This is a genomic window from Testudinibacter sp. 'clade 2' (genome assembly GCF_006227735.1).
In the GTDB taxonomy this organism is placed as follows: Bacteria; Pseudomonadota; Gammaproteobacteria; order Enterobacterales; family Pasteurellaceae; genus Chelonobacter.
This window is the reverse complement of sequence record NZ_VDHB01000005.1, coordinates 28,678-50,151: the sequence shown is the minus strand read 5'-3', so window position 1 is coordinate 50,151 and position 21,474 is coordinate 28,678. Positions and strand designations below refer to the sequence as shown.

20 protein-coding genes and 1 pseudogene are annotated in these 21,474 nt (G+C 51.5%); 16 read left to right on the top strand and 5 right to left on the bottom strand.

Going from position 1 to position 21,474, the window contains the following annotated elements; genetic code table 11:
- Positions 1-37 precede the first annotated feature (37 nt).
- From FHQ30_RS00835 to FHQ30_RS00810, 6 genes are all read left to right on the top strand, one after another.
- Positions 38-1,276: a restriction endonuclease subunit S gene (locus tag FHQ30_RS00835; RefSeq protein ID WP_139615038.1), complete on the top strand. Its 1,239-nt coding sequence runs from the start codon at positions 38-40 to the stop codon at positions 1,274-1,276.
- Positions 1,277-1,280: 4 nt separating this feature from the next.
- Positions 1,281-1,979, top strand: coding sequence for a DUF3800 domain-containing protein (locus FHQ30_RS00830; protein WP_139610240.1), 699 nt, complete (start codon positions 1,281-1,283; stop codon positions 1,977-1,979).
- Positions 1,979-2,449, top strand: coding sequence for a hypothetical protein (locus FHQ30_RS00825; protein ID WP_139610239.1), 471 nt, complete (start codon positions 1,979-1,981; stop codon positions 2,447-2,449). Before FHQ30_RS00830 ends, FHQ30_RS00825 begins: the two co-directional genes overlap by 1 nt.
- A 190-nt stretch (positions 2,450-2,639) precedes the next feature.
- Positions 2,640-5,900, top strand: coding sequence for a type I restriction endonuclease subunit R (locus FHQ30_RS00820; protein ID WP_139610238.1), 3,261 nt, complete (start codon positions 2,640-2,642; stop codon positions 5,898-5,900).
- Positions 5,900-6,619: a M48 family metallopeptidase gene (locus tag FHQ30_RS00815; RefSeq protein WP_139610237.1), complete on the top strand. Its 720-nt coding sequence runs from the start codon at positions 5,900-5,902 to the stop codon at positions 6,617-6,619. Before FHQ30_RS00820 ends, FHQ30_RS00815 begins: the two co-directional genes overlap by 1 nt.
- A 403-nt stretch (positions 6,620-7,022) precedes the next feature.
- On the top strand, positions 7,023-7,610 hold the full coding sequence (locus tag FHQ30_RS00810; protein WP_139610236.1) for an SDR family oxidoreductase: 588 nt from the start codon (positions 7,023-7,025) through the stop codon (positions 7,608-7,610).
- Between the two features lie 37 nt (positions 7,611-7,647).
- Here the strand turns inward: FHQ30_RS00810 and FHQ30_RS00805 are convergent, their stop codons facing one another.
- Positions 7,648-8,607, bottom strand: coding sequence for a LysR family transcriptional regulator (locus tag FHQ30_RS00805; protein ID WP_139610235.1), 960 nt, complete (start codon positions 8,605-8,607; stop codon positions 7,648-7,650).
- 101 nt (positions 8,608-8,708) lie between these two features.
- Here FHQ30_RS00805 and FHQ30_RS00800 point away from each other — a divergent pair.
- Positions 8,709-9,233, top strand: a pseudogene (locus tag FHQ30_RS00800) (oxidoreductase); the annotation flags it as partial.
- A gap of 58 nt (positions 9,234-9,291) precedes the next feature.
- On the opposite strand, the gene FHQ30_RS00795 reads toward FHQ30_RS00800, so the two are convergent.
- Entirely contained in the window at positions 9,292-10,593 is a 1,302-nt protein-coding gene (locus tag FHQ30_RS00795; RefSeq protein ID WP_139610234.1) for an MFS transporter, read from the bottom strand.
- 284 nt (positions 10,594-10,877) lie between these two features.
- On the opposite strand from FHQ30_RS00795, the gene FHQ30_RS00790 reads away from it, so the two are divergent.
- The 3 genes from FHQ30_RS00790 to FHQ30_RS00780 all read left to right on the top strand — a co-directional run bounded on the left by FHQ30_RS00790 (position 10,878) and on the right by FHQ30_RS00780 (position 12,829).
- Complete coding sequence (locus FHQ30_RS00790; protein WP_139610233.1) at positions 10,878-11,174, top strand: metal-sensing transcriptional repressor; 297 nt, start codon at positions 10,878-10,880, stop codon at positions 11,172-11,174.
- Between the two features lie 184 nt (positions 11,175-11,358).
- Entirely contained in the window at positions 11,359-12,189 is an 831-nt protein-coding gene (locus tag FHQ30_RS00785) for a bifunctional transcriptional activator/DNA repair enzyme AdaA (protein ID WP_139610232.1), read from the top strand.
- The gene (locus tag FHQ30_RS00780) at positions 12,182-12,829 is read left to right on the top strand and encodes an alpha-ketoglutarate-dependent dioxygenase AlkB family protein (protein WP_139610231.1); all 648 of its coding nucleotides are present in this window, start codon (positions 12,182-12,184) and stop codon (positions 12,827-12,829) included. The genes FHQ30_RS00785 and FHQ30_RS00780 overlap by 8 nt, the downstream gene beginning before the upstream one ends.
- A gap of 62 nt (positions 12,830-12,891) precedes the next feature.
- Here the strand turns inward: FHQ30_RS00780 and FHQ30_RS00775 are convergent, their stop codons facing one another.
- Positions 12,892-13,809, bottom strand: a complete 918-nt coding sequence (locus tag FHQ30_RS00775) for a LysR family transcriptional regulator (RefSeq protein WP_139610230.1) — start codon at positions 13,807-13,809, stop codon at positions 12,892-12,894.
- 15 nt (positions 13,810-13,824) lie between these two features.
- Here FHQ30_RS00775 and FHQ30_RS00770 point away from each other — a divergent pair, with 15 nt between their 5' ends.
- The 3 genes from FHQ30_RS00770 (at position 13,825) to FHQ30_RS00760 (ending at position 17,398) form a co-directional block, all read left to right on the top strand.
- Positions 13,825-15,381, top strand: coding sequence for an aldehyde dehydrogenase family protein (locus FHQ30_RS00770; RefSeq protein ID WP_267963740.1), 1,557 nt, complete (start codon positions 13,825-13,827; stop codon positions 15,379-15,381).
- Positions 15,382-15,489: 108 nt separating this feature from the next.
- Entirely contained in the window at positions 15,490-16,311 is an 822-nt protein-coding gene (locus tag FHQ30_RS00765; RefSeq protein ID WP_139610229.1) for an SDR family NAD(P)-dependent oxidoreductase, read from the top strand.
- Between the two features lie 229 nt (positions 16,312-16,540).
- The gene (locus FHQ30_RS00760; RefSeq protein ID WP_267963739.1) at positions 16,541-17,398 is read left to right on the top strand and encodes an SDR family NAD(P)-dependent oxidoreductase; all 858 of its coding nucleotides are present in this window, start codon (positions 16,541-16,543) and stop codon (positions 17,396-17,398) included.
- 191 nt (positions 17,399-17,589) lie between these two features.
- Here FHQ30_RS00760 and FHQ30_RS00755 read toward each other — a convergent pair whose 3' ends face one another.
- Entirely contained in the window at positions 17,590-18,510 is a 921-nt protein-coding gene (locus tag FHQ30_RS00755) for a DMT family transporter (RefSeq protein ID WP_139610228.1), read from the bottom strand.
- A 172-nt stretch (positions 18,511-18,682) separates the two neighbouring features.
- Between FHQ30_RS00755 and murB the strand changes: the two genes are divergently transcribed.
- From murB to FHQ30_RS00740, 3 genes are read left to right on the top strand one after another with little or no spacing between them, the layout of a single operon-like run.
- Complete coding sequence (gene murB / locus FHQ30_RS00750; RefSeq protein ID WP_139610227.1) at positions 18,683-19,705, top strand: UDP-N-acetylmuramate dehydrogenase; 1,023 nt, start codon at positions 18,683-18,685, stop codon at positions 19,703-19,705.
- The gene (locus FHQ30_RS00745) at positions 19,706-20,668 is read left to right on the top strand and encodes a biotin--[acetyl-CoA-carboxylase] ligase (RefSeq protein ID WP_139610226.1); all 963 of its coding nucleotides are present in this window, start codon (positions 19,706-19,708) and stop codon (positions 20,666-20,668) included. It abuts the gene before it with no gap.
- Positions 20,669-20,682: 14 nt separating this feature from the next.
- Positions 20,683-20,997, top strand: coding sequence for a DUF2322 family protein (locus FHQ30_RS00740; RefSeq protein ID WP_132964986.1), 315 nt, complete (start codon positions 20,683-20,685; stop codon positions 20,995-20,997).
- Positions 20,998-20,999: 2 nt separating this feature from the next.
- Here the strand turns inward: FHQ30_RS00740 and metJ are convergent, their stop codons facing one another.
- Positions 21,000-21,317, bottom strand: coding sequence for a met regulon transcriptional regulator MetJ (gene metJ / locus FHQ30_RS00735; RefSeq protein WP_132964984.1), 318 nt, complete (start codon positions 21,315-21,317; stop codon positions 21,000-21,002).
- Positions 21,318-21,474 lie beyond the last annotated feature (157 nt).

Below are 21,474 nucleotides of genomic sequence, written 5' to 3'. Positions count from 1 at the left end.
ATGTTATAATGCTTAAAAATAAAGCAGAGCATAAAAAATGAATACTGATAAACAAAATAATTTTGTATCGCTAGGAACAATTTTACCGAGATCTTATAAAAATGGATTATATAAAGACTCCTCTTTTTATGGGGATGGTACATCTATTCTTAGAATTAGTGATTTTGACAATGATGGCAATCTTGTAACTATTGATTTACAAAAAGTACAACTAGATAATTCAGAAATCGAAAACTATCTACTTGAAGAAAATGATATTGTGATTAACAGAGTTAATAGCCTGACTCATTTAGGTAAGGCTATTTTATGGAAAAACTTAAATAAAATTAATACAGTGTATGAATCAAATATGATGAGAATTCAATCCGATTCAAGCGTAATAAATCCTGACTATTTGATTTATATCCTAAATTCAAAGCCATCTAGAAATTATTTTCGGACAGTTGCAAAAAGAGCGGTAGCCCAATGCAGCATCAATCAACAGGATATTAAATCTTTAATATTTTTCTTCCCCCCACTCCCCGAACAAACCAAAATCGCCCAAATCCTGACAACTTGGGACAACGCCATTCGCACCACCGAACAATTGATTCAAAACAGCGAACAGCAGAAACAAGCCCTGATGCAGCAATTATTAACAGGGAAAAAACGGTTGTTTGATGAAAATGGTAAGCGGTTTAGTGGGGAGTGGGAAAAGGTGCGTTTGGGTGATTTATTAAATGAAGTGAAAGCAAGAAATCAAAACGATGCAATTCAACGAGTTTTGAGTGTTACCAATCACAGCGGTTTTGTTTTGCCTGAAGAGCAGTTTTCAAAACGAGTTGCCAGTGAAAATGTATCCAATTACAAAGTCGTAAAGCAAGGACAATTTGCCTACAATCCATCACGTTTGAATGTTGGTTCATTTACAAGGTTAGATAAATTTTCAGATGGCATTTTAAGCCCCATGTATGTCGTATTTGCTGTTAAGTCATCATTAAATAGTGATTTCTTTTTATATTGGATGCAATCGCATGAAGCTAAGCAACGCATTAAAAACAGCACTCAAGGTTCTGTACGGGAGTCGGTTGGATTTGATGCACTTTGCTCTTTTCCGCTCAGAATTCCCCCATTGCTAGAACAACAAAAAATCGCCGCCGTACTCACCGCTGCCGATAACGAAATTGACACCCTAAAGCAAACCCTATGCCGTCTGAAAACCGAAAAACAAGCCCTGATGCAACAGCTTTTGACGGGGAAAAAGCGAGTATTTGTGGCGTTGGACGAACAGGAGTAAAACAATGAAATTTGAAGTGTATTGTGATGAAAATTATCCTGATTTATTTAACTCGTCCAAACCGCAAGCTGAATTTATGATGATAGGCAGTTTATGGTTGCCTGAATCATTGCGTGCGGAAATCAAACAGCAGGTTTTGCAGTTGCGACAGCGACATCATGTTTGGGGAGAGATTAAATGGCGTAAAGTTGATCGACGAAGCCTGCCCTTTTATCAAGAATTGGTTGATTTGTTTATCGGGCATAAAGACAGCCTGCGCTTTCGCTGTATAGCGGTCAGTCGCCATCAGTTTAATAATAACTGGCACGATGGCGATAATGAATTGGGGTTTTATAAATTTTATTATCAATTGTTGCACCACTGGATTTTGGACTTTAATGAATACCGTATTTTTTGCGACATCAAGCAAAACCGAGATTTAAAACGCTTGGAAACCTTAAAACGCTGTTTGGATAGCAGTAATATTTCAGCAAATATTGCACATATTCAGTCGCTGCCATCGTCGGAAGTGGTATTGATTCAGCTTTGTGATTTGTTGCTGGGGATGGCGTCTGCCCGGATGAACCGTACTTTACGTCCTGATAGTGCCAAAGAAAAGTTGGTGCTGTCGTTGGAGGGCTGGCTGGGCAGACAAATCGGTATGACTCACCGTGATGAAAAGAAATTCAATATATTTCGGATTAACCTGCAAGGAGGCTGGTAATGCAGGATTTGCCTTCTTTGCTAACGCTGTCCTGCTGGCAGGATTATCGTTCTTTTTATGAAAATCATTATTGCCGAGCCAAAATCATCACCGCTGACGGTATTCGAGTGTATTTTTCGGCGAGTAAATTCAATCATGCGTTTTATGAAAGTTCAAAGGGCAAAAGCAAGAATGAGTTTAGCCAACTTCGAGCCGAGCGTATGCCGTGGATTGCTTATACACTAAAACACCCTGACGCAAGCCTTTATCAAGGCTGGATTAGTGCAACCAAAACATACGACCCAGCACGCAGAGTGAGCGTGGTGTATGGGGATTTTGTGGTGGTGATTGATGTGAGTGCCAATCAGCAAAACCAATTGAAAGCGAACTTTGTGACTTGTTATGTGGCTGAAAACAGTATTGACAGAATAAGAAAATCCCCAGTTTGGAGCAGGGAAGAATGCCTGTGCAAACTGGGGATTGTAGAATGAGCTGCCGCTGATTCGCTACGCTGGCTCTGCGGCAAAAACCTCGGTAAGTTCATTACCGATGGGTAATGAATCCGTAGTTATAATAGCTTATTGTGCCAAATGATTTCAACATTTTGTTGAAAATATTGTTACTTTATTGTTTTTATTGTTATTTTTAAACAAACTTCTAGCAGGTAAAACAGGAGTCTCCATGCACCCAACCCCAAAATTCCAAGAAGAATACAGTGCCAAAATCCCTGCCCTGCTACTCTTGTGCAATCTCGGCTGGCGGTATCTGTTGCCGTCTGAAGCTTTGGCGTTGCGGGGTGGGGATACAAGTGCGGTGGTGCTTGTTGAAGTGTTGCGGGCAGAGCTTGCCAAGCGGCGGTTTGTGTTTGAGGGCAAGGCGTATCCTTTATCCGCGCGTGCCATTGATGATGTGCTGTTGCAACTCTCGCCAGCCTTGAATGAAGGGCTGCAAACCGCCAATGAGCGGATTTACAACCATTTGCTGTATGGCATTTCGGTGACGGAATTTATCGGTGGCAAAAAGGCGAATCCGACCATTGCGCTGATTGATTGGGGAAATCTTGAGAACAATGATTTTAGTTTTACCGAAGAATTCAGGGTAACAAGCAGTAATGGCGTGGATTTCAGGCAGCCTGATGTGGTCTGTTTTGTGAACGGCATTCCGCTGGTGGTGATCGAAGCCAAACGCCCCGATGGCAAAAAAGGGGCGACGGTGGCGGAGGGCGTTTCGCAAAATATCCGCAATCAGCGAACAGGTGAAATACCGCAATTGTTTGCCTACAGCCAGCTGTTGCTGTCGGTGAGCGGTGTTGACGGGCGTTATGCCACGTGCGGTACGCCTGCCAAGTTTTGGGCGGCGTGGCTTGAGGAGATGGTGAGCGAGGCGGATATGACGGCACTCAAAAACCAAAGGCCGTCTGAAACCGCACTTGCCGCCTTGTTTGCCAATCGCCCTGACAGCTATTTATGGTATCAAAAATGGTCGGCGGCACCGTTGGCGTTAAACGGGCAAGACAGGCTGATTATCGGCTTATTGAGCAAAGAGCGTTTGCTTGAGATGGTGCGGTTTTTTGTGCTGTTTGACAAAAAAGTCGGCAAAATCGTTGCCCGTTATCAGCAGGTGTTTGCCATCAAACGCTTGCTGGCACGCATGGCGGACGTGCAGCCAAACGGCAGCCGAGAAGGTGGCGTGATTTGGCATACCACAGGCTCTGGCAAGTCGTTCACCATGGTGTTTTTGAGCAAGGCGTTGATATTGGACGAGCGTTTGAAGCGTTGCCGTTTGATTGTGATGACCGACCGTGTGGATTTGGAAAACCAGCTTTCGGCGACGTTTATGAGCGGTGGCGAATTGGCAGGCAAGCGCGATAAATCGCAAGCCATGGCAACCTCTGGCACACGCTTGGCACAGCAGATTGGCAAAGGCAATGAGCGGATTATTTTCACTTTGGTGCAGAAGTTCAACAGTGCTACAAGGCTGCCTGAATGTGTCAATACCAGTGCCGATTTGATTGTGCTGGTGGACGAGGGGCATCGCAGCCAAGGCGGTGAAAACCATACCCGCATGAAACAGGCTTTGCCCAATGCGGCATTTGTGGCATTCACCGGCACGCCATTACTCAAAGATGACAAAACCACGCATAAATTCGGCTCGATTATTCACGCCTACACCATGCAAAGAGCGGTGGAAGACGGCACGGTGACACCACTGTTATACGAAGAACGCATGCCTAATTTGGACGTGAACGAGCGGGCCATCGACAGCTGGTTTGAACGGATTACCCAAGGCTTGAGCGAGCAACAAAAAAGCGATTTGAAACGCCGCTTCGCCCAAAAACAAGGCGTGTATGGGGCGGACGACCGCATTCATTTGGTTGCCTTGGATATTGCCCATCATGTTGCCGAGCATATTTCAGACGGCCTGAAAGGACAATTGGCGTGCGACAGCAAAACTGCCGCCATCCGCTACAAGCAATATCTGGACGAAGCCGGTTTGTTTGAATCGGCGATTGTAATGAGCCCGCCCGACAGCCGTGAAGGCAATCTTGATGAAGGCCGCAGTGATGAAGTGGTGCAATGGTGGGCGGACAATGTCGGCAGTCAAGACGAGCAAACGTATAGCAAAAACATCATCGCCCGCTTTGCCGATGCAGCCGATCCGCTCAAATTATTGATTGTGGTGGATAAATTGCTAACAGGCTTTGATGAGCCCAAAAATACCGTGCTGTATATCGACAAGCCATTAAAACAGCACAATTTGATTCAAGCTATCGCACGGGTAAACCGTCTGCACCCGGCCAAAAAATTCGGCTTGCTGATTGATTACCGTGGCATTCTAAAAGAGCTGGACACCACCATCGCCCAATATCAGGATTTGGCGGCACGCACCCAAGGCGGCTACGACATTGCCGATATCGACGGCTTGTATCAGCCGATGAGCCATGAATATAAAAAACTGCCCATGCTGTACGACGGGCTGTGGGCGATTTTTAGCGGTGTAAACAACAAGCATGATATTGAGCAGTTGCGACAGGTGCTTATCCCCAAAATGGTGGAACAAGACGGCGAATGGACGGACACCGCCCTGAAAGTGCGGGAAGATTTTTATGCCGCCTTGACCGCATTTTCAGGCTGCTTGAAAGTGGCGTTGCAGTCTGCCACGTTTTTTGCCGACCAGTCTTATAGCGAAGCCGACCGCCGTCATTACAAAGACACCTTGGCACAATTTAGCCATTTGCGTAGGCTGGCACAGCAAGATGCTGGCGAGCGTGTGGATTTTGACGACTATGCCGATTCGGTCAAAAAACTGCTGGACAAGCACGTGGTGGGCGTGGCAGTCAAAGAGCCTGCCGGCGTGTATGAAGTAGGCAAAATGGGCAAGCCAGAGCGCCCCGAAAACTGGAGCAAAGAAAAAACCCGCAACGAAACCGATCTGATTAAAACCCGCATTGCCCGCACCATCGAACAAGATTTGCGTGACGACCCTTACGCCCAGCAAGCCTTTTCACGGCTGTTAAAAGAGGTGATCGCCGAGGCGGAGCAATTGTTTGATTATGAACTCAAGCAATACTGGCTGTTTCACGAATTTGAACAACAGGTTAAACACCGCCGCCTTGATGACATTCCTGATGTGTTCGCTGGCAACTTCCACGCCCAAGCCTATTACAGCGTGTTCAAACAAACCCTGCCTGAAACCTTTTCAGACGGCATCAATATAAATATGGATACGGACAAATGGGTAACACTGGCTTTTGAAATTGACAGCATCGTCAGCCAATCGGTGGCCGAGCATTCCATCAATCCGCACAACATAGAAAGCGATATCCACAAGCAACTGCTGCCCAAGCTGTTTGCCGAATGCAAAGCCATCGGCAGCGGCATGGAACAAGCCAAAAGAATGGTGGAATCGGTGGTGCAGATTGTGCGGGTGGGGATTAAGTGATGCCGCATATCCACTACGGTGATGAAAAAATCCACTTTACGCTCATCACCAGCCCCACGCTCGCCGATAAAATCCGCATCAAGGTTGAGCCGAGCGGTAACGTGACGGTATCCGCCCCAGCGAATACCGACAGCGTGGAAATTTTGCAAGCGGTAAAAAAACGCAGCCGCTGGATATACGAGCAACAACAAGCATTTAAGGCTCAAAATCAGTTGGTGTTGCCACGGCGCTATATCAGCGGCGAAAGCCATTTTTATCTAGGCAAACGCTATCTGCTCAAAATCGAAGAAAATCCCACCGCACTTCCAAACGTGAAATTATTGCGTGGACGGTTACTGGTGTCGGTCAAAAGCAGGCATAGTGCTGATGTGAAAGCCATGCTGGATAAGTGGTACAGAATCCGCGCCAAAGAGATATTCGCCAAACGGCTCAATGCCTTGTTGGAACAAACCCTGCGGATCAACGAATGCCCGCCCATCCGCCTGCAAACCATGCAAACCCAATGGGGCAGCTGCTCCCCGCAAGGCAGGCTCACGCTTAATCCGCACTTGATCAAAGCCCCGAGCGATTGCATTGATTATGTGATTTTGCACGAGCTGTGTCATCTGGCGGAACACAACCACAGCGAACGGTTTTACCGTTTGATGGGGCAGGTATTGCCAGAATGGAAAAAAGTGAAAGTGCGCTTGGATGAGATGGCAGAGTGGATTTTGCTGTAACGGTTTTTAATCACCATCTGGCGAATAAAAGCCGCAAAACCGCACTTTGCGGGCCAAATCGCCCCGAAATCACGGGAAACTGGACTTTTCGAGAGAAAACATGAAAATATGACCGATGCAATCCACGACATGCCGAATGCCCACACCTGTGCAAAAACCGATGTCATCAACAAAGGTTGGTCGAGCGATAAAAAATACTGCGTAACAACGGTTTGCGGCGAAAAACGATTGTTGCGCATTTCGGATATCACCGAATATGAAAGCAAAAAACGCGAGTTTGAGCTGATGCGGCGCATTTCCACCTCCGGAATCAAAATGTCGCAACCACTCGATTTCGACCTATGCAATCAGGGGAAAAGCGTCTATCAGCTTTTGAGCTGGTGCGAGGGCGAGGAGGCAAAAGATGTGCTGCCAACGCCCCTTCGGCAACCAACGGGGTTGCCCAAAACCAGGCGGCCCGCAGGCGATTTTGCAAGCGGATTTATACGGCACGGTGTTGGTACTGGAGATTTTTGGCAACATCATTGCCGAGGGCGGATCCGCCCTGATGACGGGGTCGCAATCCGCTTTCCGTTTAGAACCGCTCAGCCTTGAGCAAATTCAGGCGTTGGCGATGACACCGACTGAAGCATTATTGAATTTGCCTTTTATTCAAGAAATTGACGACAGCCTGCGTGCCTACCAAATTTTCAAGCGCGGCAATGCCTTACGGGTGCAGGCCGAAGCGGTGCGTTGGGGCGAGCGCGGCGCAAGGGTAAACTGCATCAGCCCCGGCATTATTTTCACCCCGCTTGCCTTGGATGAACTCAACAGTGAAACGCGCGGTGAGTTTTACCGCAATATGCTCGCTTCCATTCCCGCCCGCCGCGGCGGCACGCCTGATGAAGTCGCCGTGCTCGCCGCACTGATGATGAACAGCAGCTACCTTACCGGCTCGGATTTCCTGATTGACGGCGGCGCCACCGCCCAATTTTGGTACGGCGAAACATAACAAAGGCCGTCTGAAACGTGGCACACAAAACACGCTTTCAGACGGCATGTTTCTCCTGCCAATAAGGCTGTTCACCGTATTTTTCCATAAAAAAATCCAGCACTGCTCGGGTGTTGAGCGAAGGGTGGCGAAAATTGGGGTAGATGGCGGAAATGTATTGGGGCTCTGTGTGCGAATGCCATTCGTGCGTGGTCAAAAGCTTGACCAATTGTCCTGATTGCAGATATTCATTCAGCACCCAATCGGGAAACAGCAAAATCCCCATGCCACCAACCGCACAATCCACCAAGGTTTGGGCATTGTTACTGGTGAGAACGGCAGTACCGCTGGTCTGCTGTTGCCATTGCCCGCTTTGCTTTCGCCCATTTGCCCGATACAGCCAGCGTTGCGCGCCAAAATCGCCACGGTGCAGCAAGGCGAGGTGCTTTTCTAAATCGGTCGGTGTTTGCGGTGTTCCATGCGTTGCCAGATACTGCGGCGAAGCCACTAAATAGCCCCTTTGCTCGGCAAAGACTCGGGCTTTGAGCGATGAATCCGCCAACGCGCCCACTCGAAAAATCAAGTCCGCCGAATGTGTGTGCGAGTCAATGTAGCCATCGCTTTGTATCAGCTCAATCATCAATTGCGGATAACGTTTACGTAGTTCGGGCAGATAAGGCGTGATGTGTTTGCGTGCGAACAGCACAGGGGCGTTCATCCGAATCACGCCGTTTGGCTCTTGTGCCTGTTCCTGCCATCGCTGTTGCATGCCTTGCAATTCCTCAGTGATACGGCGGGCAGTGTCAATAAACTGCTGCCCTGCCACCGTGGGCACAACCAAGCGAGTGTTGCGGTAAAACAGCTGTTGTCCGAGTGCATCTTCCAATTGGCTGATGATGCGGGAAACCATCGACGGCGACACCTGATCCGCACGAGCCACTTCGGAAAAGCTCTGGCAGTCATACACTTGGATAAAAAAACGGATGGCTTTGAGATGGATGGATTCAAAGTGAGTCATTAATGTAAAATCTGCAAAAGTGTTTTATTTATTATGCGGTTTTTAAAAAAATAAATCCAGCCTATACTAAGCACAATTCAAAACAAACCGAGGAGTCTCTCATGAACAACTATTCTTTTTTACAGCCTTTCACCTTCCAAAATGGCACAACCGTCAAAAACCGCATTGCCATCGCCCCGATGACCACCGCATCATCTTTGGCAGACGGCACGGTATCGCAAGACGAATTGGCGTATTTTCGTATGCGGGCAGGCGGGGCGGGCTTGTTTATCTCGCCTGTTGCTTATGTTTAAACAGATGGCAAGGGTTTTGAAGGGGAGTTATCCATTACCGATGACCGCTTTATTCCCCGTTTGAATGAAATGGCTCGGGCGATGAGCCTAGGCGGTACAAAGGCGATTTTGCAGATTTTTCACGCAGGTCGTCGCAGCAATACCGCCATTTTGCGTGGCACACAGCCTGTGAGTGCCAGCAGTGTTGCCGCTGAAATACCGGGCTCGGAAGTGCCACGAGCGCTTAGCCATGATGAGATTGAGCAGATTATTGAAGATTTCGCCCAAGTCACTCGCCGAGCGATTCAGGCAGGCTTTGACGGCGTGGAAATCCATGGAGCAAACACTTATTTGATTCAGCAGTTTTTTTCACCGCATTCCAACCAACGCACCGACAAATGTGGCGGCGGCATTAGCGCAGCCAGTCATGGTATTCGTCTGCCCTGCCGTCGTGGCGATGCCGGCCGTTTTGCAGTGGGTATTGTTGCAAGTGCGGGTGATCGGCAGGCAGGTTGTGTCGGTGCGGCGGCAAAGGGGTTTCTTCGCGCCATAGCGTCAGGGCGGCGGCCAGGGCGGCGCCGGCAATGGCGCTGAATATGGCAAACGTATAGCCCATGCCGAGGCGGCTGCCGAGCCAGCCTGCCAGCGGATAGGTGAGCAGCCAGCAGGCGTGCGAAAGGGCGAATTGGGCACTGAACAAGGCGGGGCGGTCGGCCTCCGTGGCGGAGCGACGCAACAATCTGCCGGTCGGAAGGGCGCTCAGTGCGCCGCCGATGCCCAGCAGCAGCCAAACGGCCAATAAGCTGTAAAACCCGTTTATCGCCGAGCCTGCCAGCAGCCCCAGCGCCAGCAGTAAGGCACCGCCGGCCATCGCACGGCGGTCGCTGAGTTTATCCAGCAGTTGCGGCAACGCCAACGCCGTCAGCATCGAGCCTGCGCCGTAGCACATCAAGGCAAATGCCGTATCGCGCTGGCCGAGGGCAAATTCGCCCTGTACCATCACCACGGTATTGACGATGACCATCGCACTGGCGGCGGCAATGGCAAGGTTAAACGCAAGCAGCCCGCGCAGGCGCGGCGTAGCCAGATACAGGCGGCTGCCTCGGGTGAGCCGCTGCATAAAACGGCGTTGTACCGTGGGTTTGAACGTGGGCAACGCCACCGTAAACACCAGCCATGCCGACAGCAAAAAGCCCGCCACCGTACCCATAAACAGGCTGTGAAAACTCACCACGCTCAACAGCGCGGCGGCAAGCAGCGGGCTGGCAAGGTTTTCCAAATCGTAGGCAAGGCGTGAGAGCGACAAGGCTTGGGTGTAGTCTTTTTCATCGGGCAAAATATCCGGAATCGTCGCTTGAAAAGTGGGCGTGAAAGCGGCAGACGCCGATTGCAACACGAAAATCAGCACATAAATCTGCCATGCCTGATTCACAAACGGCAACAGCAACGCCACCGCGGCCCGCACCACATCGAGTGCCACCAGCATGGCGCGGCGGGGGAATTTTTCCGCCAACGCCCCTGCCAGCGGTGCAATGCCGATATAGGCGGCCATTTTGATGGCAAGGGCAGTGCCCAACACCTGCCCGGCATTACCCGCGGCAATGTCAAACGCCAGCAAGCCCAGCGCCACCGTTGCCAAGCCCGTGCCTAATAACGACGCGATTTGCGCCAAAAACAAATGGCGGTAAGTGCGGTTTTTTAAAATGGCAAACATCTTGCCTCCCGTGTTGAAAAAGCGTACCGCTTGCGCAGTACGCCTTTTGCCGATGGCTTAGATTTTTTTCATCTCAGCGTAATGGCCTTGTTTCCATAAAAAAGAATCGAAAGCCACTCATCAAACGATGGATGCTTCCGCTGCTCCGCACGGCGGCAAGCGATAGGCGTCCTGAAGCGCCGTCGATAAATCTTGTTTAAAAAAATCCCCTAAAGGGGGATACATGAGCCCGATTGTAAGATAGTATAAATTCATAAGCAAGCACATTCAGCGAGAGAAACCTTATGCGCACCGACACCCCCGAACACCCAGCACACGACCATCTGCACGGCAGCCACCCCGCCATCATCAACCGCCTCAAACGCGCCAACGGCCACCTCAACCGCGTGATTCAAATGCTGGAGCAAAACCGCCACTGCAACGACATCGCCCAACAGCTGTATGCGGTTGAAAAATCGATTGAAAAGGCCAAACGCCTGCTGATTGCCGACCACATCGACCACTGCATGACGCACATCCTCGAAGCCGACGATCCGCAGCAGGAGCTGGAGGCTTTCCGGGAAATCACCAAGTATTTGTAAACCAGGAATAAACAGGCCGTCTGAAACTTTTACTTGCTTGAAAAAGTGAAGTGCGGTTTCAGACGGCCTTGTTATCCCGCCCTTCCGCATACGCCCCCAAAAAACCGCAAGAATCGGGTCGCTTTTCGTTATCTATCTCCTCATAATGAGTGCAAGTTTAGACAAACAGAAAAAGAGAAAAAATATGCGCCGTGAAGACCATCAATTTGCCCGTATCGCCAAAGCCATTGAATATCTGTACGACCATGCAGACGAGCAGCCCAGTCTTGAGATGGTGGCAGCGCAAGTGTATTTGAGTCCCGAGCATTTTTTGCGCCAGTTTCAGGCGTGGGCGGGGGTGAGTCCTAAAAAATTTTTGCAATACATCAGCGTGGAGCGTGCCAAGCAAGTCTTGCAAAATCAAGGCAATATGCAGGAAGCGGCTTTTGCCGGGGGCTTGAGCAGCGCCGGGAGGCTGCATGATTTGTTTGTTCGCATTGAAGGCATGACCCCGGGCGAATACAAAAACGGCGGCGCGGGGCTGGCGATTGACTATGCCTTTGCCGACACGCCTTTTGGCGGGGTGCTGATTGCGGCCACCCATCGGGGCGTGTGTTTTATGGCGTTTGATGACGACGGCACGGCATTGGCGGCGTTACGCAAGGAGTTTCCCCATGCGGCATTGCAGGCGAAACACAACCGTTTTCATGATGAAGACTTGGCGTTTTTTCAACACGCGTCCGCCAAAAAAACCATTCATCTGCATTTAAAAGGCACGCCGTTTCAATTAAAAGTATGGCAGGCATTGCTCGGCATCAGAGAGGGCGGGCTGGCGAGCTATGGCGATATCGCCGAACGCATCGGCAAACCGAGTGCCACCCGTGCGGTGGGGACGGCGGTGGGGGCAAACCCTGTGGCGGTGTTGATTCCCTGCCATCGGGTGATTCGGCAAAGCGGGGTTATCGGCGGCTACCGCTGGGCGCGCGGGCGGAAAATGGCATTGTTGGCATGCGAAATCGGAGCAGATAATGGCTAATTTGGATTTGTTTGCGCTTGAAACGGCGCTCAGTGCGTCGTCCGACGACAATCTGTTGCCCTATGACGGCATCGTCAATGATTACGGCGTGATTTTTGAGCGGCAAACGGCAGACGCGTATTACCGGCAACTCCTGCACCATATCCCTTGGCGGCATGATGAAGCGGTGATCTTCGGCAAACACATCATCACCGACCGTCAAGTGGCATGGTATGGCGATGCGCATTTTGATTACACCTATTCGGGGGCGACACGCACGGCATTGTTGTGGAACGACACCCTGCTTGCCATCAAGCACCAAGTGGAAACGCTGATGAAACCGATTAGCCCGACAGTATTTAATTCCTGCCTGCTCAATTTATACCCCACCGGCAAGCAAGGCATGGCGTGGCACAGCGACGACGAAGCAGGCTTGGGGAAAAACGCCACCATTGCCTCGCTCAGCTTCGGCGCGGTACGCAAATTCGCACTCAAACACCGCACCCGACAGCACAAATGCGAAATGCTGCTGGAACACGGTCAGCTAATCGTCATGCGCGGCGCAACCCAAAGCCACTGGCTGCACGCCGTGATGAAAACCGCCAAAGTGCATACGCCGAGAATTAATTTAACGTTTCGCACCATGATTGACGGCGAATAAGCCCGCACAAAATTAAACAGGCCGTCTGAACCGTTGGCAAAGTGCGGTTCAGACGGCCTGTTTCATTGCACGCTTTGCCCGGCAAACACCGCTCTTGATTCCTGCACCAAATCGATAAACGCGCGCAGGGCGGCGCTGACGTGGCGTTGGCGCGGGTAGTAGAGGCAGAGGCCGGCGTATTTGGGCGTCCAGTCGGGCAGCAGTTGCACCAGCCGGCCGCCGGCGAGGTGGTCGCGGATGTAGCCTTCGTACACAAAGGCGATGCCGATGCCGGAGAGGGCGGCTTCGGCCATCAGCAGCGGGCTGTCGAGGGTGAGCGGGCCGTTGGCGTCGATCAGGATTTGTTCGCCGCCGTGCTCGAATTCCCAGCGGAACAGTTTGCCGCTGGTAAAGCGGTAGCGGATGCAGGCGTGTTGGTAGAGATCGTGCGGGGTTTGCGGCGCGCCGTGGCGGGCGAGGTAGTCGGGCGAGCACACCGCCATGATTTGAATGTCCGCCCCCAGCGGAATCGACACCATGTCTTGCGGCACGGCTTCGGCGAGGCGGAAACCGGCGTCGAAACCGTCGGCAACGATGTCGATCAAACGCCCGTCGCTCACCAAATCGATGTGCATTTGCGGATAGCGGCGCAGGTATTCGATGATGATCGGCTCGAGCATTTCCTGGGCGGCACGCTCGGCGGTGTTGATGCGCAGCGTGCCGGAAAGGCTGCTGTTGGCGTCGCCCGCTTCCGCCATCGCCGCTTCGATTTCCGCCATCGCCGGTTTCACCCGCTCGATAAATTTTAGCCCCGCCGCCGACAGGGTGACGCTGCGGGTGGTGCGGTTAAACAGCCGTGCGCCGAGCTTGCCTTCCAATTGGCTGACGGCGTGGCTGAGCGCCGAGGGCGACATTTCCAGCGCGGTGGCGGCGGCACGGAATCCGCCCAGCTCCGCCACGCTCATGATGATTTGCAATTCTGTTAAACCGGTTTTTTGCATTGTTCGATTTCTCGCATGAGTTTGTTCTTATTTCGCTATATTATCATTGTTTATCCAATCAATTATACTGTTTTCATTGTTTCGAACGCTAGGCTGCCTGAATCTTGCAGACGGTCTGCTCCACCCATTTTCAATAAGGAAAACCCAATGCAACACTATCATCAATTCTTTATCAACGGCCAATTCGTTACCCCACACGGCAAGGAAACGCTGGATTTATTCAGCCCGGTGGATAATCAACACGTGGCGCAAGTCACGCTGGGCGATGAAACCGACACCCAACGCGCCGTTGCCGCCGCCAAGGCCGCGCAAAAAAGTTTCGCCGACAGCACGCCTGCCCAACGCGCGGCTTATCTGCAAAGCTTCAAACGCGCACTGGAACACCGCAAAAGCGATTTGGTGGAAGCGATGATCGAGGAATACGGCGGTGTGCGGGTATTTGTCGAGCCGTTGATCGAAGGGGCGATTGCCGATGTGCAAACCATGATTGATTTGCTCGAAAGCTATCCGTTCGAGCGCAGGGTCGGCAGCTCGCTGGTGTGTTTGCAGCCGGTGGGCGTGGTCGGCGTGGTGATTCCGTGGAACGCCAGCAATTTGTTTATCTGCGGCAAAATTTCCGCCGCCATAGCCGCCGGTTGCGCCAGCGTGATCAAGCCGAGCGAGCTTTCCGCCCGCCAAACGCAGGTGATGATGGAATGCTTTGCCGCAGCCGACTTGCCTGCCGGGCTGGTGAACGTGGTGAACGGCTTGGGCAACGTGGTGGGCAATGAAATCACCCGCCACCCCGATATTGCCAAAATCACCTTCACCGGCTCCACCAATGTCGGCAAAACCATTGCCCGCGGCGCGGTGGAGAGCATGAAACGGGTGACGCTGGAGCTGGGCGGCAAATCGCCGAACGTGATTCTGGACGACGCCGATCTTGCCCAAGTGCTGCCGCAAGCGGTGGGCGCGGCCTATATGAACAGCGGGCAGGCTTGCGTGGCCGCCACCCGCTTGCTGGTGCCGCAAAGCAAGCTTGCCGAAGTGAATGCGATTGTCAAAGCCACGGTGGAACAAGCCTTCCAACCGGGCAACCCGAGCGACGCCAAGGTGATGGTCGGCCCGGCGGTGAGCCGCAGCCAATATGAGCGGGTACAGGAATACATCCGCATCGGCATTGAAGACGACGGCGCCGAACTCTTAACCGGCGGGCTGGGCAAACCGACGGGGCTGGAAGCGGGTAATTTCAGCAAAGCCACCGTGTTTACCAATGTCGGCAACAATATGCGCATTGCGCAGGAAGAGATTTTCGGGCCGGTGCTGTGCATCATTCCTTACCAAGACGAAGCCGACGCCGTGGCGATTGCCAACGACACCGCCTACGGGCTGGCGGCTTACGTCAGCTCCGCCAGCCGCGAACGTGCGTTGGCGGTGGCCGCCAAGCTCGATGCCGGCCAGGTAAAAATCAACAACCCGTTTGCCCACGACAACCAAGCGCCGTTCGGCGGCATGAAGCAGTCGGGCATCGGGCGCGAATACGGCGAATTCGGTATCAGCGCTTATCTGGAACCGAAGGCAATCGTGGGCTGAACACTGGAATCATAAGCAAAATGCAGGCCGTCTGAAACGGTGGCGGGATAAAAGTGCGGTTCAGACGGCCATTTGTAACAACACATTCATTCAACAAAGGAAAAAATCATGACACAAAAAGTTTGGTTGATTACCGGCGCATCGCGCGGTTTCGGCAATATCTGGGCGAAAGCGGCATTGGCGCGCGGCGATAAAGTTGCCGCCACTGCACGCAAAATCGGGGCGTTGGACGATTTGAAACAGGCGTACGGCGAGGCGTTTCTGCCGTTGGCGCTCGACGTGACCGACCGTGAGGCGGTGTTTGCCGCGGTCAATCAGGCGCAGCAGCATTTCGGGCGTTTGGACGTGGTGCTGTCGAATGCCGGTTTCGGCTATATGGCGGCGGTGGAAGAGGCGGAAATGGCCGACGTGCGCGCCACCTTTGAAACCAATGTATTCGGCACGCTGTCGGTGATTCAGGCCGCTTTGCCGATTATGCGCGCGCAGGGCGGCGGCCATATTCTGGCGGTGAGCAGCGTGGCGGGCCTGGTGGCGATGCCGACTTCGGGCATTTACGAAGCCGCCAAATTTGCGGTGGAAGGCATGGCGGAGGCGCTGGCGGCGGAAGTGGCGCAGTTCGGCATTCACGTCACCATCATCGAGCCGGGCGGCTATGCCACCGATTTTTTGAGCGGCAGCTCGATGAAAACCGCGCCGGCACTGGCGGCTTACGACCCTTTGCGTGCCGAGCTGGCGGCCATGCTCACCGCCGACCAACTGGGCGTGCCGGAAGCCAGCGCCCCGGCGATTTTGCAAGTGGTCGACGCCCCCAATCCGCCGCTGCGGCTGATTTTGGGCGACTTGCTGCCGCTGGTGAAAGAGGTGTACGCCAAGCGCATCGAAACATGGGAAGCGTGGGACGACGTTTCGCGGGCGGCGCTGGGCAAATAAGCGCCATCCAATAAGCAATCTGTTTTCACATCGGGCTGCCTGCACCGCACTTTGGCGTTATACCAAACCCAAAACACAAATAGCGAGAAAAGCGAACGCAGATAGTACAAGTAGTACAGCAAGTGAGCTTGACACTGTGCTAATTTGGGCTAGTTTATTTTTTGGGAAAGGTATTATTTCAGTGCGGCGGCAGCCGTTAACCCAACATTATCCGATTGAGGAGCAAATCATGACACAAAAATACTTTATCACTGGCGCATCGGGCGGCTTGGGCATCGAATTGGTGAAAAAAGCTTTAAACGAAGGCAATATCGTGGTGGTGGCGGTACGCAAACCGGCGGCGCTGGCAGACTTGAGCGCGCAATACGGGGAACGCTTAATCGTCGAACAACTGGACGTAACCCGAATCGACAGCCTCGCCGCCGTTGCCGCCAAACACGCCGATATTGATGTATTGGTGAACAATGCCGGCGGGGCGATTTTGGGCGCGATGGAAGAGCTGAGCGACGCACAAGTGCAGCAGCAGCTCGATTTGAATCTGGTGGCGCCGATTCACCTCACCCGTGCCTTTCTGCCGGCCTTGCGTGCCAAAAAGAGCGGTGTGATGGTGTACATCACCAGCGTGGGCGGGCGCACGGCGTTTGCGGGCGGGGCGATGTACCACGCCGCCAAATTCGGCTTGGAAGGCTTTGCCGAAACCGTGGCGCAGGAAGTGGCGGGCTTCGGCATCAAAACCGTGATTGTCGAACCCGGCTCGATGAAAACCGACTTTATCGCCAATGTGAACTGGACGGCGGAATCCGACACCTATAAAGACAGCGCCGTCGGCCAAGTGCGTCGCTACATTCAGGAACACGGCGAAGACAACATCGCCGGCGATCCGGCAAAAATCGCCGCCGCCGTTTACGCCTTGACGCAACTGCCCGAACCGCCGCTGCGCACCGCATTGGGCGTGGATACCTTCGCCGCTTTGCAACAGGCATACCGCAAGCAGTTGAGCGACTTGGAAGCACAACAAGCCTTGGCGGAATCGGTGGCATTTGCCGGCAAAACCGGGTTTATGCCGGAGCGCGGAGCGGTGGATTAGACTGCCTGAAACCACACCCGATGATTCAAAAAGTTTCAGATGGGCTGTCAGAAAATCACAGGCAGCAAACCCTAGCCATTTCAGATAGCCTAATTTTTGTAGTGGGTATATTTGGCGGAATAGCGTTTGGTTTTTCCCGCATTTATTGATGGTAAGCCGTGATGTTAATTATTTATATCAATCAGTTATGTCTAGCGAAACCGCACTTTGTGTCGCTGTCGTTGCCTACCGTGTTTGCGCCACAATAGCAGTCGATAGCGCAATTGTGGTTGTAGGCGATAGGCAAAAAGTGCGGTTAGAATCAGCGTGCAGCCCAAGCCTTTTTGCCAGGTGATGATTTCGCCTAACAAGCTGACGCTCAATAATAATGTCCAGACTGGTTCTAGAATCATAATAATGGCGGCGTTGGTAATTTGGCTGTGTTTCTGTCCAATCGCTTGCAACAGAAAACGGAAGCCGGTGGCAATCAGCACGCTGGCGGCCACCCAGTTCCAAGTGGTCAAGGAAACGGATTCAGGCCAAGTTTCGAACGCCAGTGAAAACAGTCCGCAAGACAGCCCGACCATACTGAGTTGAATGGTGGTCAAAGGTAGCGCGGGAATCGATTTGGAGAATTGGTTGTTCAGTACAAAAGAGGCCGCTGCTGCCAGTGAGGAACACAGAAACAGCAGATTGCCTAATGATAAATGTAAACCGCTGCCGGACGCCAGCAAAAAAAGTCCGGCGGCGGCGAGTGGCAAGCAAAACCAGAACATTCGCTGCGGGCGGTGTTTGAATACCAGCCAAGAGACCAGTGGCGCAAGCAGCATCGACAGGCTGACGATAAATGCACCTTCGCCCATATTTTCGGTGTAACTCATGCCCTGCACCCACAAAAACAGGTTCAAGCTGAATGCAGCGCCGACCGTGACCGCACTTTTAAGTTGTGCGTTGGAAAGACGGCGCAGTTGCGGGTAGGCAAAGGGGAGAAACAACAACGCAGCTGCCAAAAAACGCACACTGATAAAGCCTGCCGGCGGCAGTGTCATCAGCGAATATTTGGAAAACAGCCAACCTGAAGCGGCTAAAATACTCACCACCAAAAGAATCAGTTCACCACGATATTTTTGCACGCGTTTTATCCATTTTTATGTGTAGTGGCTTTATTATATCCATTCCTGCAGTCTCTGCGACAGTGCAATCGTGATTTATCTGAAATTTCTGATTGCTCATCGTCGTTTGATCAGTAAACTAAGTGCAATGATCGTATTGCAACAAACCCTATTTATTTATCGAAGAGATTTTATGCAAAATTTACAACCGTTTCATACTTTCGCCTTGCCGCTACAAGCCAATCAGATTATAGCAATTGGCTCGGTTGGGCAATTGTTGCAACATTGGCAGCAATATGCCGGACAAGCACGTTTATTGCTCGGGCAAGGCAGTAACGTACTGTTTTTAGAAGATTTTAACGGTGTGGTTCTGCTCAATCGAATCCTCGGTATTCAGCACCGTGAAGACAGCGAGTACCATTATCTGCATCTGGGTGGTGGCGAAAATTGGCATCAGTTAGTCACTCGTTGCGTTGAATTGGGTTACGACGGTTTGGAAAATTTGGCGTTGATCCCCGGCTGTGTCGGCAGTGCGCCGATTCAAAATATCGGGGCGTATGGGGTAGAGTTTAAAGACGTGTGCGAATACGTTGAAGTGCTGGATTTGAAGTGCGGTCAAATACAACGTTTCAGTCGAGTAGATTGCCAATTTGGTTACCGTGATAGCTTGTTCAAACATGCGCCTTACGACCAAGACTATGCGATTGTTGCGGTTGGTTTAAAATTGGCAAAACAGTGGCAGCCACAACTTCAATACGGCTCACTTGCCCAACTTGATCCACAAACCGTCACTGCCAAGCAAATTTATGATGAAGTTTGTGCGGTGCGGCGTAGCAAGTTGCCGGATCCGAACGAATTTGGCAATGCCGGCAGTTTTTTTAAAAACCCCAGCGTCAGTCAGGCGCAATATCAACAACTGATAGCGGAGTATCCGACCATGCCGGCGTTTGCGCAAACCGACGGTACCGTGAAATTGGCAGCTGGCTGGTTGATTGATCAATGTGGGCTGAAAGGGCATCAAATTGGTGGCGCAGCGGTACATCGGCAACAAGCATTGGTGTTGATCAACCGTGACAACGCTCAGCCCGCAGACGTGCTGGAATTGGCACGTTATGTGCGTCAGCAGGTGTTGCAAAAATTTAGGGTAGCGCTACAGCCCGAAGTGCGGTTCTTTGATGTCAATGGTGAAATTGACAGTGAACAGGCGATCAGCTAAATGTTAGATCAAACGCTACTGGAGTCGGTGTTAAGATTACTTGCCGACGGCAAACCGCACTTGTTAATACCGATGCCGGCTGAACAGCAGCGTGCAATTTTGCAGCAATTAGCGGCATGGCATTTGCAGCCACAGCAAGATGCACAACAGCGCTATCGGCTTGCTCGTCCGCTGGATTTGTTGGATCAAACAGTCATCAACCGCATGTTGGAACAAGGTTCGGTGCGGGTGTTTCGCTGTCTGGATTCGACCAATGAATTTTTGCTGAATGATAAAAGTTTGCCGTCCGGCACGGTGTGTACTGCGGAAATGCAAACTGCCGGACGTGGACGGCGTGGGCGTGTGTGGCATTCGCCGTTTGCACAAAATCTCTATTTTTCACTATTACGCCATTTTCAACAAGCGCCGGAACAACTGAAAGCGATTAGCTTGGTCACGGCGATTTGTATTGCCGATACGCTGGTGGCACTTGGGGTGCAAGGAATCAGCATTAAATGGCCAAACGATATTTATCTGCATGGGCGTAAATTAGGCGGCATTTTGATTGAAAGCCGCCGTTTCAGCACTGAAACGCAGGAATTGGTGATCGGCGTTGGCTTGAATTTAGCTATGCAAACCAGCGCCGCACAACAGATTGATCAGACCTGGGCAAATTTAAACGAAAGTGCGGTTCGGATTGAACGCAACCACTTGGTTGCGACATTGGCGAATCATTTGCAGCGTGCTTTTACACAGATAGAGCAGGGTAATATCAGTCACTATCTGCAACGTTGGCAGGACTATGACCATTTTTATCAGCAGCCGATCACCTTGCTGCTGGAGCAGCACTCGATTTCCGGCATTTGTTGTGGGATTGATCCACAAAGTGGCGAATTGCTGCTACAAACTGCCGATCAGCAACTACAGCGCTTTGCGATTGGTGAAATTTCGCTACGCGCTTTATCAGTAGACCCTAATTGTTAATAAGAGGAATTTGGATGACTTTTCAACAAAATCTGGCAACGTTGCCCAGTGTCGATCATTTAAGCGGCTTAGATATATTCAATGCGCAAGGGGAATTGGTTCGACATATTCCAGCGGTTGTTGGCAAACTTGGTTCGCTGCGGGTTTACTATGCTCTTGCCCAACGTTTTCAGCAGCTTGACGCACAAGCGGCGCAGCTGGGGTTGGCGTTGTTTGCGGAACATGTGGTTGATGCAAAACAAAATCCGGGTAAACACCCGAATATTGATTTTCTGTTTCAAGTCATTGATACCCAATCGGTGTTATCTGTTACACCGTTATTAAAGTAGGATCAATATTCCCAACTGTCCGGGTCAATACCGCACTCGCGCATTAACACTTTGGCATCTTCCGGAATTTCATCGCTACGCTCTTTCATCAGATCGTGGTCGGTCGGTAGTGGTTGTCCGGTGAAGGCATGCAAAAAGGCTTCACACAGCAACTCGCTGTTGGTGGCGTGGCGCAGATTGCGGATTTGACGTCGGGTGCGTTCGTTAGTGAGAATTTCCAGCACTTTGATCGGAATCGACACTGTAATTTTCTTGACCTGTTCACTTTTTTTGCCGTGCTCTGCATACGGGCTGATATATTTTCCGTCCCACTCCGCCATAATTCACCCTGTTGTATAACCCTTAGAGAAAGTTTGGCTATTTTAACAAAAAATGCAGAAATAACAATCTGGACGTCAAGACTGCCAAAAAATCGGGCATTTAATTTTGATAGCGCTAAAAAACTGTTAAAATGAGCGACGTATATTTCCCCCTTTA